The 13,448-nt window shown below is 72.2% G+C and carries 15 protein-coding genes and 1 riboswitch; of the genes, 8 read left to right on the top strand and 7 right to left on the bottom strand.

The window, feature by feature from the left end:
* Position 1: 1 nt before the first annotated feature.
* Entirely contained in the window at positions 2-1,039 is a 1,038-nt protein-coding gene (locus tag ACIBQ6_RS35635) for an ABC transporter ATP-binding protein (protein ID WP_352361745.1), read from the top strand.
* Entirely contained in the window at positions 1,023-2,039 is a 1,017-nt protein-coding gene (locus ACIBQ6_RS35630) for a dipeptide ABC transporter ATP-binding protein (protein WP_352361743.1), read from the top strand. The genes ACIBQ6_RS35635 and ACIBQ6_RS35630 overlap by 17 nt, the downstream gene beginning before the upstream one ends.
* Positions 2,040-2,087: 48 nt before the next feature.
* On the opposite strand, the gene ACIBQ6_RS35625 is transcribed toward ACIBQ6_RS35630, so the two are convergent.
* The 5 genes from ACIBQ6_RS35625 to ACIBQ6_RS35605 form a co-directional block, all read right to left on the bottom strand.
* Positions 2,088-3,245 (bottom strand): lipid-transfer protein, encoded by a 1,158-nt coding sequence (locus tag ACIBQ6_RS35625; RefSeq protein WP_397217346.1) that lies wholly within the window; start codon positions 3,243-3,245, stop codon positions 2,088-2,090.
* A gap of 26 nt (positions 3,246-3,271) precedes the next feature.
* Positions 3,272-3,679, bottom strand: a complete 408-nt coding sequence (locus ACIBQ6_RS35620; RefSeq protein ID WP_397217324.1) for a Zn-ribbon domain-containing OB-fold protein — start codon at positions 3,677-3,679, stop codon at positions 3,272-3,274.
* 26 nt (positions 3,680-3,705) lie between these two features.
* Positions 3,706-4,890, bottom strand: coding sequence for a S8 family serine peptidase (locus tag ACIBQ6_RS35615; protein ID WP_397217322.1), 1,185 nt, complete (start codon positions 4,888-4,890; stop codon positions 3,706-3,708).
* A complete protein-coding gene (locus ACIBQ6_RS35610) occupies positions 4,887-5,450 on the bottom strand; it encodes a hypothetical protein (protein WP_358298730.1) in 564 nt (187 codons plus the stop codon). The genes ACIBQ6_RS35615 and ACIBQ6_RS35610 overlap by 4 nt, the downstream gene beginning before the upstream one ends.
* Positions 5,451-5,579: 129 nt before the next feature.
* The gene (locus tag ACIBQ6_RS35605) at positions 5,580-6,386 is read right to left on the bottom strand and encodes an SAM-dependent chlorinase/fluorinase (RefSeq protein WP_358298731.1); all 807 of its coding nucleotides are present in this window, start codon (positions 6,384-6,386) and stop codon (positions 5,580-5,582) included.
* Between the two features lie 120 nt (positions 6,387-6,506).
* Here ACIBQ6_RS35605 and ACIBQ6_RS35600 point away from each other — a divergent pair, with 120 nt between their 5' ends.
* From ACIBQ6_RS35600 to ACIBQ6_RS35590, 3 genes are all read left to right on the top strand, one after another.
* Positions 6,507-6,806: a DUF3263 domain-containing protein gene (locus ACIBQ6_RS35600; RefSeq protein WP_352320870.1), complete on the top strand. Its 300-nt coding sequence runs from the start codon at positions 6,507-6,509 to the stop codon at positions 6,804-6,806.
* 39 nt (positions 6,807-6,845) lie between these two features.
* On the top strand, positions 6,846-7,616 hold the full coding sequence (otsB, locus tag ACIBQ6_RS35595) for a trehalose-phosphatase (protein WP_358298733.1): 771 nt from the start codon (positions 6,846-6,848) through the stop codon (positions 7,614-7,616).
* 108 nt (positions 7,617-7,724) lie between these two features.
* A complete protein-coding gene (locus ACIBQ6_RS35590; RefSeq protein WP_397217319.1) occupies positions 7,725-8,309 on the top strand; it encodes a hypothetical protein in 585 nt (194 codons plus the stop codon).
* Here the strand turns inward: ACIBQ6_RS35590 and ACIBQ6_RS35585 are convergent.
* Positions 8,287-9,471, bottom strand: coding sequence for an MFS transporter (locus ACIBQ6_RS35585; protein ID WP_397217317.1), 1,185 nt, complete (start codon positions 9,469-9,471; stop codon positions 8,287-8,289). The genes ACIBQ6_RS35590 and ACIBQ6_RS35585 overlap by 23 nt on opposite strands.
* A 41-nt stretch (positions 9,472-9,512) precedes the next feature.
* Positions 9,513-10,937 carry a trehalose-6-phosphate synthase gene (locus tag ACIBQ6_RS35580; RefSeq protein ID WP_397217315.1) on the bottom strand — a complete coding sequence of 475 codons (1,425 nt, stop codon included), beginning with the start codon at positions 10,935-10,937 and terminating at the stop codon, positions 9,513-9,515.
* A gap of 31 nt (positions 10,938-10,968) precedes the next feature.
* Here ACIBQ6_RS35580 and ACIBQ6_RS35575 point away from each other — a divergent pair, with 31 nt between their 5' ends.
* The 3 genes from ACIBQ6_RS35575 (at position 10,969) to ACIBQ6_RS35565 (ending at position 13,290) form a co-directional block, all read left to right on the top strand.
* Positions 10,969-11,523: an RNA polymerase sigma factor gene (locus ACIBQ6_RS35575; protein WP_189654051.1), complete on the top strand. Its 555-nt coding sequence runs from the start codon at positions 10,969-10,971 to the stop codon at positions 11,521-11,523.
* Between the two features lie 79 nt (positions 11,524-11,602).
* Positions 11,603-11,743: riboswitch (SAM riboswitch) on the top strand.
* 13 nt (positions 11,744-11,756) lie between these two features.
* Positions 11,757-12,989, top strand: a complete 1,233-nt coding sequence (gene thrC, locus ACIBQ6_RS35570) for a threonine synthase (protein WP_358298739.1) — start codon at positions 11,757-11,759, stop codon at positions 12,987-12,989.
* A 25-nt stretch (positions 12,990-13,014) separates the two neighbouring features.
* The gene (locus tag ACIBQ6_RS35565; protein ID WP_352361720.1) at positions 13,015-13,290 is read left to right on the top strand and encodes a MoaD/ThiS family protein; all 276 of its coding nucleotides are present in this window, start codon (positions 13,015-13,017) and stop codon (positions 13,288-13,290) included.
* The last annotated feature ends 158 nt before the right edge of the window (positions 13,291-13,448 follow it).

Raw genomic sequence — 13,448 nt, 5'->3', positions numbered from 1 at the left:
AGTGAAGAAGACGTCGACAGACGTGTTGCCCGCCGAGGGAGGGCTGGGCGACGAACCGCTGCTCGCGGTTGACGATCTGCACGTGGAGTTCCGTACGCGTCAGGGCGTCGTGCGCGCGGTGAACGGCGTGAGCTACACGGTCAACCCCGGTGAGACGCTGGCGGTGCTCGGCGAGTCGGGTTCGGGCAAGTCCGTGACCGCTCAGGCGATCATGGGCATCCTGGACATGCCGCCGGCCGTCATCCCCAAGGGCGAGATCCGCTTCAAGGGCACCGACCTGCTCAAGCTCTCGGAGGACGCGCGCACCCAGGTGCGCGGCCAGCGCATCGCGATGGTCTTCCAGGACGCCCTCTCGGCGCTCAACCCGGTGTTCACCGTGGGCTGGCAGATCAGCGAGATGTTCCGGGTCCACCGCGGCATGTCCAAGCGCGACGGCATGAACAAGGCCGTCGAGCTGATGGACAAGGTCCGCATCCCGGCCGCCCGGCAGCGCGTCAACGACTATCCGCACCAGTTCTCGGGCGGCATGCGGCAGCGCATCATGATCGCGATGTCGATCGCGCTCGACCCCGAGGTGCTGATCGCCGACGAGCCGACCACCGCCCTGGACGTGACCGTCCAGGCGCAGATCATGGAACTGCTGGCCGAGCTGCAGCGCGAGAGCCAGATGGGCATGATCCTGATCACCCACGACCTGGGCGTCGTGGCGGACGTGGCCGACAAGATCTCGGTCATGTACGCCGGCCGGATCGTGGAGAACGCCCCCGTGCACGACATCTACCGGGCGCCGGCGCACCCGTACACGAAGGGCCTGCTGGAGTCCATCCCCCGGGTGGACCTCAAGGGCCAGGAGCTGTACGCGATCAAGGGCCTGCCGCCCAACCTGCTCGACCTGCCGAGCGGGTGCGCGTTCAATCCCCGGTGCCCGTACCGGCAGGACAACTGCGTGACCGCCGCCCCCCAGCTCTACGAGATCAGCGGCACGCGTGGCAGCGCCTGCCACTACTGGAGGGAGGTCCTCGATGGCGAACGGCAGTGAGCGCATCCTTGAGGTTCGCGACCTGGTCAAGCACTTCCCCCTGACCCAGGGCATCGTCCTCAAGAAGCAGATCGGCGCGATCAAGGCCGTGGACGGCGTCTCGTTCGACCTCAACAGGGGCGAGACGCTGGGCATCGTGGGCGAGTCGGGCTGTGGCAAGTCCACGCTGGCCAAGGTGCTGATGGCGCTGGAGCGGCCGACCTCGGGGTCGGTGAAGATCAACGGCAAGGACATCGCCAAGGCCAGGGGCGGCGAGCTCAAGCGCATGCGCCGCAACATCCAGATGGTGATGCAGGACCCGTACACCTCGCTGAACCCCCGGATGACCGTCGGCGACATCATCGGCGAGCCGTACGAGATCCACACGGAGGTGGCGCCCAAGGGCGACCGCCGCCGCAAGGTGCAGGAGCTGCTGGAGGTCGTCGGGCTCAACCCCGACCACATCAACCGCTACCCGCACCAGTTCTCGGGCGGCCAGCGGCAGCGCATCGGCATCGCCCGCGGCCTGGCGCTGCAGCCGGAGATCATCGTCTGCGACGAGCCCGTCTCGGCGCTGGACGTGTCGATCCAGGCCCAGGTGATCAACCTGCTGGAGCGGCTGCAGAACGAGTTCAACCTGGCCTACATCTTCATCGCCCACGACCTGTCGGTGGTCCGCCACATCTCCGACCGGGTGGGCGTGATGTACCTGGGCAAGTTCGTCGAGCTCGGCAAGGACGTCGAGATCTACGACAAGCCCGCTCATCCGTACACGCAGGCGCTGCTGTCGGCGGTGCCGGTTCCCGACCCCGAGGGCCGGGAGCAGCGCGAGCGGATCATCCTGCAGGGCGACCCGCCCTCGCCCGCCAACCCGCCGTCGGGCTGCCGTTTCCGCACCCGCTGCTGGAAGGCGCAGGAGATCTGCGCGGAGGAGGAGCCGTTGCTGCAGATCCGGACGGGGACCGGGCACGAGAGCGCCTGTCACTTCGCCGAGACGCACGACGTGGTGCACGCGGGCTGACCGCGAGCGATCGTGAGGCCCTCCGGGAGACGCTCCCGGAGGGCCTCGTCACGTGGTGGCCACGATCGCCGAGCCGTGGCCGAACAGCCCCTGGTTGACCGCCAGGCCCACGCGCGCGCCCGGCACCTGCCGCCCGCCCGCCGCGCCGCGCAGCTGGTACGTCAGCTCGCACAGCTGCGCGATCGCCTGGGCCGGGATCGCCTCGCCGAAGGAGGCCAGGCCGCCCGACGGGTTGACCGGCACCCGGCCGCCGAGCGCGGTCTCGCCCGCCCGCAGCAGCTTGTCCGCCTCGCCCGGCGGGCACAGGCCGACGTCCTCGACCCAGTCCAGCTCCAGGGCGGTGGACAGGTCGTACACCTCGGCGAAGGAGACGTCCTCGGGGCCCAGGCCGGCCTCCTCGTAGGCCGCGTGCGCGATCGCGGCCCTGAAGGGCCTCTCGGGCGCGGGAACGGCGGCGCAGGACTCGGTGGCGAAGTTCGGCAGCTCCAGGATCGTGTTGGGGAAGATCGGGGTCACCGTGGAGACGGCGGCCAGGCGCACCGGGGCCGTCGCGCCGAGCCGCCTGGCGTACGCCTGCGAGGCCAGCACGACCGCGGCGCCGCCGTCGGAGGTGGCGCAGATGTCCATCAGGCGCAGCGGGTCGGCCACCATGGGCGAGGCGAGCACCTCCTCCGCCGTGACCGGGCGGCGGTAGCGGGCCATGGGGTTGAGCGAGCCGGCGCGCGCGTTCTTGACCTTGACGGCGGCGAAGTCGTCGGCGGTGGAGCCGTACAGGGCCATGCGCCTGCGGGCGTACAGGCCGAAGTAGGCGGGGTTGGTCGCGCCGAGCAGGCGGAAGCGCAGCCAGTCGGGGTCGTCGTGCCGGTCGCCGCCGACCGGCTTGAAGAAGCCCTTGGGGGTGGAGTCCGCGCCCACCACGAGCGCGACGTCGCACAGCCCGGCCATGATCCTGGTCCGCGCGATGTCCACGGCCTGGGCCCCCGACGCGCAGGCCGCGTAGCAGGAGGCGATCCTGGCGCCCGTCCAGCCGAGCGCCTGGGCGTAGGTGGAGCCGGCGACGAAGCCGGGGTAGCCGTTCCTGATCGTGTCGGCCCCCACCACGTACTGGACGTCGGTCCAGGCCACGCCGGCGTCGCGGAGGGCGGCGCGGGCGGCGGCGACGCCGTACTCGGCGAAGGGACGTCCCCACTTGCCCCACGGGTGCATGCCCGCGCCGAGCACCACCACCGCGCTCACGAGGCCCGCCCCCACATCCACACCAGCGGCCCGTCGGCCAGCGGCCCGTGCACCAGCTCCAGCTCCATGCCCACCTCCAGGTCGCCGGCCGTGAGGTCCCTGACCTGGCCGAGCACCACCAGCCCGGCGTCGTCGAGCTCGACGGCGGCCAGCGTGACCGGCCGGTACGGCTCCGCCGCCACGTACGGCTCCGGCGGCGGATAACACGCCTCGGTGTAGGACCAGACGCGCCCGCGCCGCGGCAGCCGGACCTCGGCCGTCTCCTCGCCCTCGCAGCGCGGGTTGCGGCACAGGCCGGGCTGCGGCGGGAAGGCGACGGTCCCGCAGGTCAGGCAGGCCGTGCCGATGAGGTGGGTGGCGCCGTCCCCGTCGATGGCGAACCAGCCGTCGATCGCTAAGGTCATAGCCAGGAGTATTACACAAGCGCTTGCTAGGGTGAATCCCTCCGGCGCCGCCGCCGGGTCGCGACCACCCGTGCCGACATGGCCGCCGCCAGCACCACCATCCCGGCCACGACCGGCGCCCTGGAGGCGGGCGGCCGGGCCGGGCCCCGCCCGAAGTACGGGCCGGGCCGGGCGACCGGTGAGACCCTTCCGTGGGCCAGCCGCCGGGCCTCCCGCAGGGCGAGCGGCGCGTCGGCCACCCCGTGCCCGTAGGCGGGGCTGTGGCCGCCCGCGGGCCGTCTCCTGGTGCCGCGTTCGATGGCCGTGCGCACCTGGTACGGCGACAGCTCCGGACGGGCCGACCGCACCAGGGCCGCCACGCCCGCGACCATGGCCGCCGCCGAGCTGGTGCCGTCGCCCACCACGTACCCGTCGCCGCCGTCGGCCGTGACGACGTCCTTGCCCGGCGCGACCACCGACAGGTAGTCCTGGCGGTTGGAGAAGGGCGCCACCCTGAGCCGCCGGTCCACCGCGCCCACGGCGATCACGCCCGGGTAGGCGGCGGGGAAGTTCTTCCTGTTGGCCGTGTCGCCGTCGTTGCCCGCCGAGGCCACCAGGACCGCGCCGCGGGCGAGCGCGTACTGCACGGCCTCCTCCTCGGCCGCCGAGCCCTCCCACGCGCCGCTGCCGCCGCCGAGGGACATGCTGATCACGTCCGCGCCGTGGTCGGCCGCGTACCTGATGCCGGCGGCCAGGGCGTCGCGGCGGCCGGCGCGCTGCTCGGCGCGCAGCGGGTCGGTGTTCTCCAGGGTGACCCTGATCGACAACACCCGCGCCGCGGGGGCCACGCCGACCACGCCCTCCGCGCGCCCCCGGCCGTGCCCGCGGCCGGCGATCAGGCCGGCCATGGCGGTGCCGTGGTGCCCCCAGAGCCGCGGGGGCGCGCCGGTCAGGTCGGGGCCCTGGGTGACGGCCCCCCGCAGGTCGGGGTGGCGGCCGTTCACGCCGGTGTCCAGCACGGCCACCAGCACGCCCGCGCCCCGGCTCTCCCTCCAGGCCTTGGGCGCGCGCAGCGCTCCGAGCTGCCACTGCCGGGCCCGCGCGGCCGCCCCCACACCGCCGGGGACGCTCGGGGAGGCCGCCGTCCGCACGTCGTCGGTGGCGCTGGACGCCACGCCCGCGACCCCGGCCGCCAGGATCAGAGCCGGCAGCAGGGACGCGAGCACCCTCATCGGGTCAGCGCCCGGTACAACGCCTCGGCGAGTTGCCGCGCGACCGCGCGCAGCCGCGGCGCGGCGCGGTCGCCCGGCCGGTACGCCCGCCCGTCGGCGTACCCCGCGGCCGTCGCCACCAGGTAGGGGTCACCCGTCCCGGCCACCGCCCCGGTGACGTACTGCCGCCGGCCGAACCGCTCGGCAGGCCCGCCGGGGAAGGCGACGGGCCGCACGGTGGCCGGGCGCGCCCCGCGGTACGTCCCGGGGCCCGGCCCGCCGAGCACGGCGATGCCGACGGTGGCCACGTACGTCTGGGTGCTGTCGGCGTACGTGGCCCGCAGGGCGGTCAGGCAGCCGGGCCGCACCGCGGCGGGCTGGAACGCCACCCGGCACGGCGCCTCGGGAGCCACGCCCGCCAGCACGTACGTCACCCTGGCCCCCGACGGGCTGAGGCCCGGCACGACCAGGGGGAAGATCCGCGTCACCGGCCAGGCGTGCCAGCGCTCCGGCACGGGCGCGTCGGCCTGCGGCCAGAACACGGACAGGATGGAGAGCAGCACGACGGACAGTTGGTACACGTCAACCTCGAACGGGAGGGGAGGGACGCCCGATCTGCCGTGCATTCTGGCACGCCGACGATGATTCGTTCCGACGCTTCGGTAAACAGGCCGATACGCGGAGTAATTGACGTTATGCGGCCATTCGCCCTAGGGTGTCGGCGAAAGTCGGACATGCGCCCCAGGTGGGAGCCCCAGCCGCTGCGCCGCGTCGCCGTAGTTGACCGCGATGGCGATCAGCCCCGCCGAGTCCGTGAACGCCACCAGCTCGCCCGGCGGCACCGCCGCGAACGTCGCCCGGAAGGGCATCGCGAGCTGCCGCCGCCCGAGCCACACCCCCAGCGTGTCGCCCACCTGGACGCCCAGCGCCTGCAGGTCGCCGGCCGCGATCGACAGCTGCGTGTTGCCGTAGCGGTCGACCGAGACGACCTCGCCCTCGACCGAGCCCTCCCGCAGCAGCGAGGTCGGCGCGGGCAGCGTGACCAGCCGCTCGACCGGCACCCGGGGGCCCAGCTCGGCCGGGTCCAGGCCGCCGGCCAGCCGCCCGGCGACCGGCGCGAAGACGTCCCGGCCGTGGAAGGTCGGCGACACCGGCCGCAGGAAGAGCTCCTCGTTGCTGAGCGCGTACGCGGCCCGCGCGCCGCCGCTGGCGTGCACCGCCCAGGACAGCAGCCCGTTGTCGGGGCCGACGAACACCCGGCCGCCCGCCTCGACCGCCACCGACCGCCGCGCGCCGCCCACGCCGGGATCGACCGCGCCGATGTGGACGCCCTCAGGCAGGTAGGGGATGGTCTGGGCGAGGATCGCCGCGCCCCGCCGTACGTCGCCGGACGGGACGAGGTGGCACACGTCGATCACCCGCGCCTCGGGCGCGATCCCGGCGATCACTCCGTGGCAGGCGGCCACATAGCCGTCTTCGAGCCCGTAGTCCGTGAGGAGCGTGATGACTGGGGTCACATTTCGTGACTGTACGTCCGGCAATCCGCCGTGAACAGCCGCAGATCGCACATTACGATTGGCCACGGGCCGCGAAGCGTGCGATGTGATCGTCGCACGCCCCTTCCCGAGGAGGACATCATGGGAGCACCGCTCAGCGGTGACAGTGCTGCCCAGGAACCGTCCCGGACATCCCTCAACGACCGCGATCTCGAACTCCTCGCCTTCGAACGCCAATGGTGGCGGCACGCGGGCGCCAAGGAGCAGGCCATCAAGGAGACCTTCGGGTTCTCGGCCACCCGCTACTACCAGTTGCTCGGCGAGTTGATCGACAGACCGGAGGCGCTGGAGCAGGACCCGATGCTGGTCAAACGGTTGCGAAGGTTGCGCTCAACCCGTCAGCGCGACCGTGCGGCGAGACGGCTCGGCATGCGTCCCTGACCGGCTGGGTACGGCAGCCGCGTGAGGAACATCCCTGGTATGGAAGCGATCCTTAAAGATCCGTCCGGCGCCGTGATCGGGCTCGACTTCGACGGAACCCTGTCGCCGATCGTGCCCGATCCCGCCTCCGCCAAGATCCACCCCGAGGCCCCCGCCGTGCTCGCCGACCTGGGCGCGCACGTCGGCGCCGTGGCCATCGTGACCGGCAGGCCGGCGGCCACCGCGCTCGAACTCGGGCCCGGCCTGGCCGACGTGCCCGGCCTCGTGGTGCTCGGCCACTACGGCTTCGAACGGTGGGAGCACGGACGCGTCTCGGCGCCGCCGCCGCCGCCCGGCGTGCCGCGCGTGCGGGCCGAGCTGCCCCTGCTGCTCGACGCGCTCGGCCTGCACGGCGTGGTGATCGAGGACAAGGGCAGGGCGGTGGCCGTGCACACCAGGCGCGCCCCCGACCCCGAGGGCGCGCTCGCCGCGCTGCGCGAGCCGCTGGCCGAGCTGGCCGGGAGACACGGCCTGGTGATCGAGCCGGGACGCATGGTCCTGGAGCTGCGCCCGCCCGGCATGGACAAGGGCCACGCGCTCGGGCTGTTCCTGGCCGAGCGGGACGCCAGGTCCGTCATGTTCGTCGGCGACGACCTCGGCGACCTGGCCGCCTTCGACGCCGTACGCGCCTCGGGGCTGCCCGGCGTGACCGTGTGCAGCGGCTCGGCCGAGGTGACCGCGCTGGCCGAGCGGGCCGACATCGTGGTCGACGGGCCCGACGGCGTGGTGGCGCTGCTGCGGGAGCTGACGACGGCCTTCACCCGTCCCTAAGGTCCAGCCGTTCGTGAGCCGGCTCGCGGCCTTGCGCCGTCTGGGCCGGCTCGCGGCTTTCAGCCGTTCGTGATTGGGCTGCAAGTGGCGGGTCCTACGTTGGTGCGCATGTCACGACGATCTCTCGCCGCCGCCTCGGCCGCGGCTCTGGCCACCCTGGCCGCCGTGCTGGCCGTCCCCGGCGCCGCCTCCGCCGCCCCCGCCCAGCAGCTCAGGCTGCGCGGCGGCCTGACGCTCTACATCCCGATCGAGTGGGTGGTCCACCGCAAGGGCGGCGACGTCGTCCAGGTGGTCACCGGGCGGTGCGCCAAGCCGCAGGGCTGGGGCTCGCCGGAGTGCGACGCGTTCTACGTCCTCGGTCCCGCCGCGATCAAGCGGGGCGCCGAGGGGTTCGGGCCCTACACGGGCAAGGACCCGTACTATCCGGCCAGCGACGTGCAGCCCTGCCCGATCAACCGCAAGTGGGGCGAGGTCGTCGGCCCCAAGGTCACCAGGGGCTACCGGCAGATGGGGGCCGGGCACAAGGCCGCCTACAACGCCTGGCAGGCCACGTGCGTCAGCTACTCGGGCGGCGGCGTCAAGGCCCGCTTCACGCAGCGCGAGTGGTACCTGCCGAAGAGCGGGATCCTCGTCGTCGACCAGTGGGACACCCCCGGCCTGGCCGACACGCTCAAGTACGCCGACTGGAGATGAGCACCCCGGCGACCGCCAGGCCGATGACCACGGGCACCAGCAGGAACGCGTTCCCGGTGCCGTAGCCGTCGGCCAGCGCGCCGAGCAGCAGCGGGCCGATCGCCATGGCGGCGCCCGCCCACACGGGCGAGGCGGCCGCCGCCCGGTCCGCCCGGTCGCCGGAGGCGGCGATCAGCGTGCTCAGCGCGAGCGGGAACTGCAGCGACGCGCCCAGTCCGCTCAGCGCCAGCCCCGCGTACGACAGGATCGGCGCGGTGCTCGCCCAGAACAGCACCCAGCCGAGGGCCATCAGCCCCAGAGCGCCGGCCAGCAGCGGCGTGGCCGGCAGCCGCAGCGCGAGCTGCGCGCCCGCGAACCTGCCCGCCGCCATGCCGCAGACGAACGCCGTCAGCCCGGTCGCCGCGACGGCCGCCGGCACGCCCGTCCTGAGGGCGAACAGGTCGGCGGCCCACAGGTTGAACGTGAACTCCAGCGCCACGCAGCAGAACAGCACGCCCCCGGCCAGATGGAAGCGCCACCCGCCGCCCTCCCGCGCCGGGACGACCGCCCCGGCGACCGCGCCGGCCCGCCCTCCGCCGGCCCGCCGGGGCGCGGGCCAGGAGCGGCCCAGCGACAGCGCCAGCAGGGCGCTGACGGCCGGGGTGACCAGCAGGGCGGCCCGCCAGCCGAGCGCGCTCTGCGCCACCTGGCTGAGCACGAACGTCGCCACCATCCCCACCAGCACGCCCACGGCGTTGGCCTCGCTGAGCGCGGCCGGCCCCGCGGCCCCGTGGTGGTCGCTGAGCTCGGCCATCGCCGCGTAGAGCATGACCGAGCCGAAACCGCCGGCCACGCCGTAGCCGAGCAGCGTCAGGGGCAGCGCGGAGCCGGCCATGACCAGCAGCACGCCGGCGTTCATCCCGGCCAGGCCGAGCCAGCACGTCGAGCGCCGGCCGAGCAGCCTGGTGAGCAGGGGCAGCGCGAGCCCGGCGCCGATCGTCCCGACCGCCATGGCGGTGCCGTGCAGCCCGGCGACGGTGGCCGTGGTGCGCTGGTCGGCGCGCAGCAGCGGGAGGGCGGCGCTCAGGCCGTACACGAACGTGGCGAACGTGCCGAGCAGGAAGTAGATGAGCCAGGTCGGACGGTCCCGGACGAGTCTGATGGGCACTGAGACCGTCGACACCCGGCAGCCTCCGTCATTGGCAGTGAACCCGACTTCTCATGTTAAAGCAGGGCGTCGAGTTGGGATTCCAGCCACTTGTGCGGCGGCAGTGCGGTGGCCGCCTCGTGCAGCCGGTCGCGGCGCCGCCGGCGTTCGTCCTCGGGCATCACCAGCGCCTCGTACAGCGCGTCCGCCGTGCCGCTCACGTCGTAGGGGTTGACCACCAGCGCGTACGGGCCCAGCTCGGCGGCCGCCCCCGCCTCGCGCGAGAGCACCAGGGCGCAGCGCGGCGACAGGACCGGCCCCTCCTTGGCGACCAGGTTCATGCCGTCGCGGATGGGGTTGACCAGCAGCACGTCGGCCAGCCGGTAGGCGGCCAGCGAGCGCGGGTAGTCGTCGTTGACGTTGAGGATGACCGGGTCCCAGTCCTCGGTGGCGTACTCGTCCTCGATCTCGCGCGCGCAGCGCTGCACCGACGCGGTGTACTCGCGGTATTCGGGCAGGTCGTGCCGGCTGGGGTAGGCGAAGGCCAGGTGGACCACCTTGCCGTGCCACTCCGGATGGGCGGCCAGGAACTCCCGGTAGGCCAGCAGCCCGCGCACGATGTTCTTGGACAGCTCGGTGCGGTCGATGCGGACGATCAGCCGGCGTCCGGCCACCTGCTCGGCCAGCGCGGCCATGTGCGACTCGACGTCGGGCTCGCAGGCCCGCGCCCACAGTGCCGCGCCGTCCACGCCCAGGCTGTGCACGCCGACGCGGGTCGTCCTGCCCTCGTGGGCGACCGTGCCGGCCGCGCGGTCCACCCGCGCGCCCAGCAGCGCCTCGCAGCAGTCCATGAACGCCGCCGCCCACCGGGCGGTGAGGAAGCCCGCGTGGTCGGCCCCCAGGATGCCGTCGAGCACCTCCCTGGTCACCGCGTCGGGCAGCAGGGAGAAGTACTCGGGAGGGGCCCACGGCGTGTGGCTGAAGTGGGCGATGCGCAGGTCGGGCCGCTCGGCGCGGAGCATCGCCGGGGTGAGCGTCAGGTGGTAGTCCTGGACCATCACGCGCGCGCCGTGCCCGGCCTCCTCGGCCAGCGCCAGCGCGAACGCGCCGTTGTAGTCGCGGTAGGACTCCCACTCGCGCCGGAACTTGGTGCCGAAACTGGGGGAGTTGGGGATGTCGTACAGCAGGTGGTTGACGAACCACAGGGTCGAGTTGGCCACGGCGTTGTAGGCGCGGTGGAAGGTGGCCGCAGGGATGTCGAGCATCCGCAGGGCGCCCGTGTCGTAGCCGCAGCGGTCGAGCCGGCCCCCCGGGGCCAGGCGCACGGCGCTGCGGTCGCCGTCGGACAGCGCGGCGCACACCCACAGCACGCCGTGCTCCTTGGCCACCCCCGACAGGCCCGAGACGAGGCCGCCACCACCGCGTTTCATGGTCAGCTCACCGTCGTCGTCGACGGTGAAGGAGACCGGCCCGCGGTTGGACGCCACGAGAACGCTGTTCATTTGGGCTCCCTTCGCCCATAGGATCCCAGCTATGGCGCTAGATGAGCTAACCGAGGAACTCGCCCGCTCGGCCGCGGCCGGAGACCATCGCGCGCTCGGCGAGCTCCTGGCCAGGATCGAGCCTGACGTGATGCGCCACTGCGCCCGGATCCTGCCCTATCACCAGGACGCGGAAGAAGCCTCGCAGGACACTCTGCTGGCCGTGGCGCGCAACATCGGCCGGTTCGAGGGGCGGGCCAGGTTCAGCACCTGGCTGCACATCGTGACCGCCAACTGCGCGCGCACCACGTACCGCTCGCTGAAGCGCAGGGCCGCCGAGCAGACGTCGGAGGAGCTGCCGATGCAGAAGCCCGACGCGCGGCGGGTCAGCGTGATCGCCGGCTCGCGGCTCGACCTGCTCGACGCGATGGAGGCGCTGGAGGCCGACAAGCCCGACCTGGCCCAGGCGCTGGTGCTGCGCGACATCGTCCAGCTCGACTACAACGAGGTGGCCGAGCAGCTCAACATCCCGCTCGGCACCGCCAAGTCCCGCATCCACCAGGCCCGCAAGTACGTGCAGGGAGTCCTCGGGGAGGACTATCGGTGAGACGCGTCCTCTCGCATGGTGAGACGGGTGGTTGTTTCCGCCACTTGAGAAGGTAGAGTCCTTTTCGACAACTGAATATTGCTCATCCAGAGGGGTGGAGGGACCGGCCCTGCGAAGCCCCGGCAACCCTCCCGGCTTGTGCTCGCGACCTGGCGAGGCCGACCGGGACAAGGTGCCAATTCCGGTTCGCGGTCAAGGTGGCCGCGGGCGAAGATGAGGGAAGGCCTCGCTTCATGTCGCTCGACTTTGGTCCTGCCGTCGCTCTGTCCTGCCGCGAGTGCGGCACGCGCTACCCCCTGGGTCCCAGCTTCGCCTGCCTGGAGTGTTTCGGGCCGCTCGAAGCGGCCTACTCCTTCGGCCAGGTGACCCGCGCGGACATCGAGTCCGGCCCCGCCAACATCTGGCGCTACCGCTCCCTGCTCCCGGTCCCCGCCGACGTGGCGAGCAAGCCCAACATGAACCCGGGCTGGACGAAGCTGGTCAAGGCCGGCAACCTCGGCAAGGCGCTCGGCATCCGGTCCCTGTTCGTGAAGGACGACTCGGGCAACCCCACCCACTCCTTCAAGGACCGGGTGGTCGCCATCGCCGTCGAGGCGGCCAGGAACTTCGGTTTCCACACGCTCTCCTGCTCCTCCACGGGCAACCTCGCCGGCGCGGTCACCGCCGCCGCCGCGCGGGCCGGCCTCGACGCGTGCGTGTTCATCCCGGCCGACCTCGAAGCGGCCAAGATCGCCATGGCCCGGGTGTTCGGCGGCCGGCTGATCGGCATCGACGGCACGTACGACGAGGTCAACCGGTTCTGTTCGGAGCTGATCGGCGACCCGCTGGGCGAGCGGTGGGGGTTCGTCAACGTCAACCTGCGGCCCTACTACGCCGAAGGGTCCAAGACGCTCGCGTACGAGATCGCCGAGCAGCTCGGCTGGCGGCTGCCGGAGCAGATCGTCATCCCCATCGCCTCCGGCTCCCAGCTCACGAAGATCGACAAGGGGTTCAAGGAGCTGATCGCGCTCGGGCTGGTCGAGGACACCCCCTACAAGGTGTTCGGGGCCCAGGCGGCCGGGTGCTCGCCGGTCTCGACGGCGTACAAGGCGGGGCACGACGTCGTCCAGCCGGTCAAGCCGGACACGATCGCCAAGTCGCTGGCCATCGGCAACCCCGCCGACGGGCCGTACGTGCTGGACATCGCCCGGCGCACGGGCGGGGGCGTCGAGGACGTCACCGACCCCGAGATCGTCGCCGCCATCAAGCTCCTGGCCTCCACCGAGGGCATCTTCGCCGAGACCGCGGGCGGCGTCACGGTGGGCGTGCTGAAGAAGCTCGTCGAGACGGGCAGGCTCGACCCCGAGGCCGAGACGGTGGTCCTGAACACCGGCGACGGCCTGAAGACGCTCGACGCGATCAGCGACGACGCGCGGCCCACCGCCGTGATCCGGCCCTCTCTCGACGCGTTCCGCGCGACTGTCTGACAATCCAGGAAAGGCAACAAAAACCATGAGCGTTTCTGTGCGGATTCCCACCATTCTGCGCACTTACACCGGGGGTAACGCCGAGGTGAGTGGCGAAGGGGCGACTCTTCGTGACGTTCTCGCCAAGCTTGACTCCGACTACCCGGGGATCGGCGCGAGAATTCTGGATGAATCGGGCAAGATTCGTCGTTTTGTCAACGTATACGTTGGTGATGAGGATGTCCGTTTCGCCGAGGGCCTGGACACTCCCGCCCCTGAAGGCACTCAGATCTCCATCATCCCCGCCGTCGCGGGCGGCTGACCGCCGGACCACCGACTCTTGAAGGCGCCCCTTGTGGGCGCCTTCTTGTTTTAGAACCAAATTCAACCTCGAACGACTCAGCCTTCGATGAAATTAGCGTTTTGTCGGTTGACTCTGTTGCCAAACCCCGTGCCACAGGTATGGTCGAGGGCGATCGT

This window comes from Nonomuraea sp. NPDC049655 (assembly GCF_044465465.1).
In the GTDB taxonomy this organism is placed as follows: Bacteria; Actinomycetota; Actinomycetes; order Streptosporangiales; family Streptosporangiaceae; genus Nonomuraea.
This window is presented reverse-complemented; position numbering and strand designations above follow the sequence as displayed.

Coding starts and splice junctions, on each gene's coding strand:
- thrC (WP_358298739.1), top strand. CDS start 11,757: ATGTCGCTCGACTTTGGTCCTGCCGTCGCTCTGTCCTGCCGCGAGTGC.
- ACIBQ6_RS35620 (WP_397217324.1), bottom strand. CDS start 3,679: ATGACCTTAGCGATCGACGGCTGGTTCGCCATCGACGGGGACGGCGCC.
- ACIBQ6_RS35625 (WP_397217346.1), bottom strand. CDS start 3,245: ATGCACCCGTGGGGCAAGTGGGGACGTCCCTTCGCCGAGTACGGCGTC.
- ACIBQ6_RS35565 (WP_352361720.1), top strand. CDS start 13,015: ATGAGCGTTTCTGTGCGGATTCCCACCATTCTGCGCACTTACACCGGG.
- ACIBQ6_RS35580 (WP_397217315.1), bottom strand. CDS start 10,937: ATGAACAGCGTTCTCGTGGCGTCCAACCGCGGGCCGGTCTCCTTCACC.
- ACIBQ6_RS35590 (WP_397217319.1), top strand. CDS start 7,725: ATGTCACGACGATCTCTCGCCGCCGCCTCGGCCGCGGCTCTGGCCACC.
- ACIBQ6_RS35630 (WP_352361743.1), top strand. CDS start 1,023: ATGGCGAACGGCAGTGAGCGCATCCTTGAGGTTCGCGACCTGGTCAAG.
- otsB (WP_358298733.1), top strand. CDS start 6,846: ATGGAAGCGATCCTTAAAGATCCGTCCGGCGCCGTGATCGGGCTCGAC.
- ACIBQ6_RS35600 (WP_352320870.1), top strand. CDS start 6,507: ATGGGAGCACCGCTCAGCGGTGACAGTGCTGCCCAGGAACCGTCCCGG.
- ACIBQ6_RS35575 (WP_189654051.1), top strand. CDS start 10,969: ATGGCGCTAGATGAGCTAACCGAGGAACTCGCCCGCTCGGCCGCGGCC.
- ACIBQ6_RS35615 (WP_397217322.1), bottom strand. CDS start 4,890: ATGAGGGTGCTCGCGTCCCTGCTGCCGGCTCTGATCCTGGCGGCCGGG.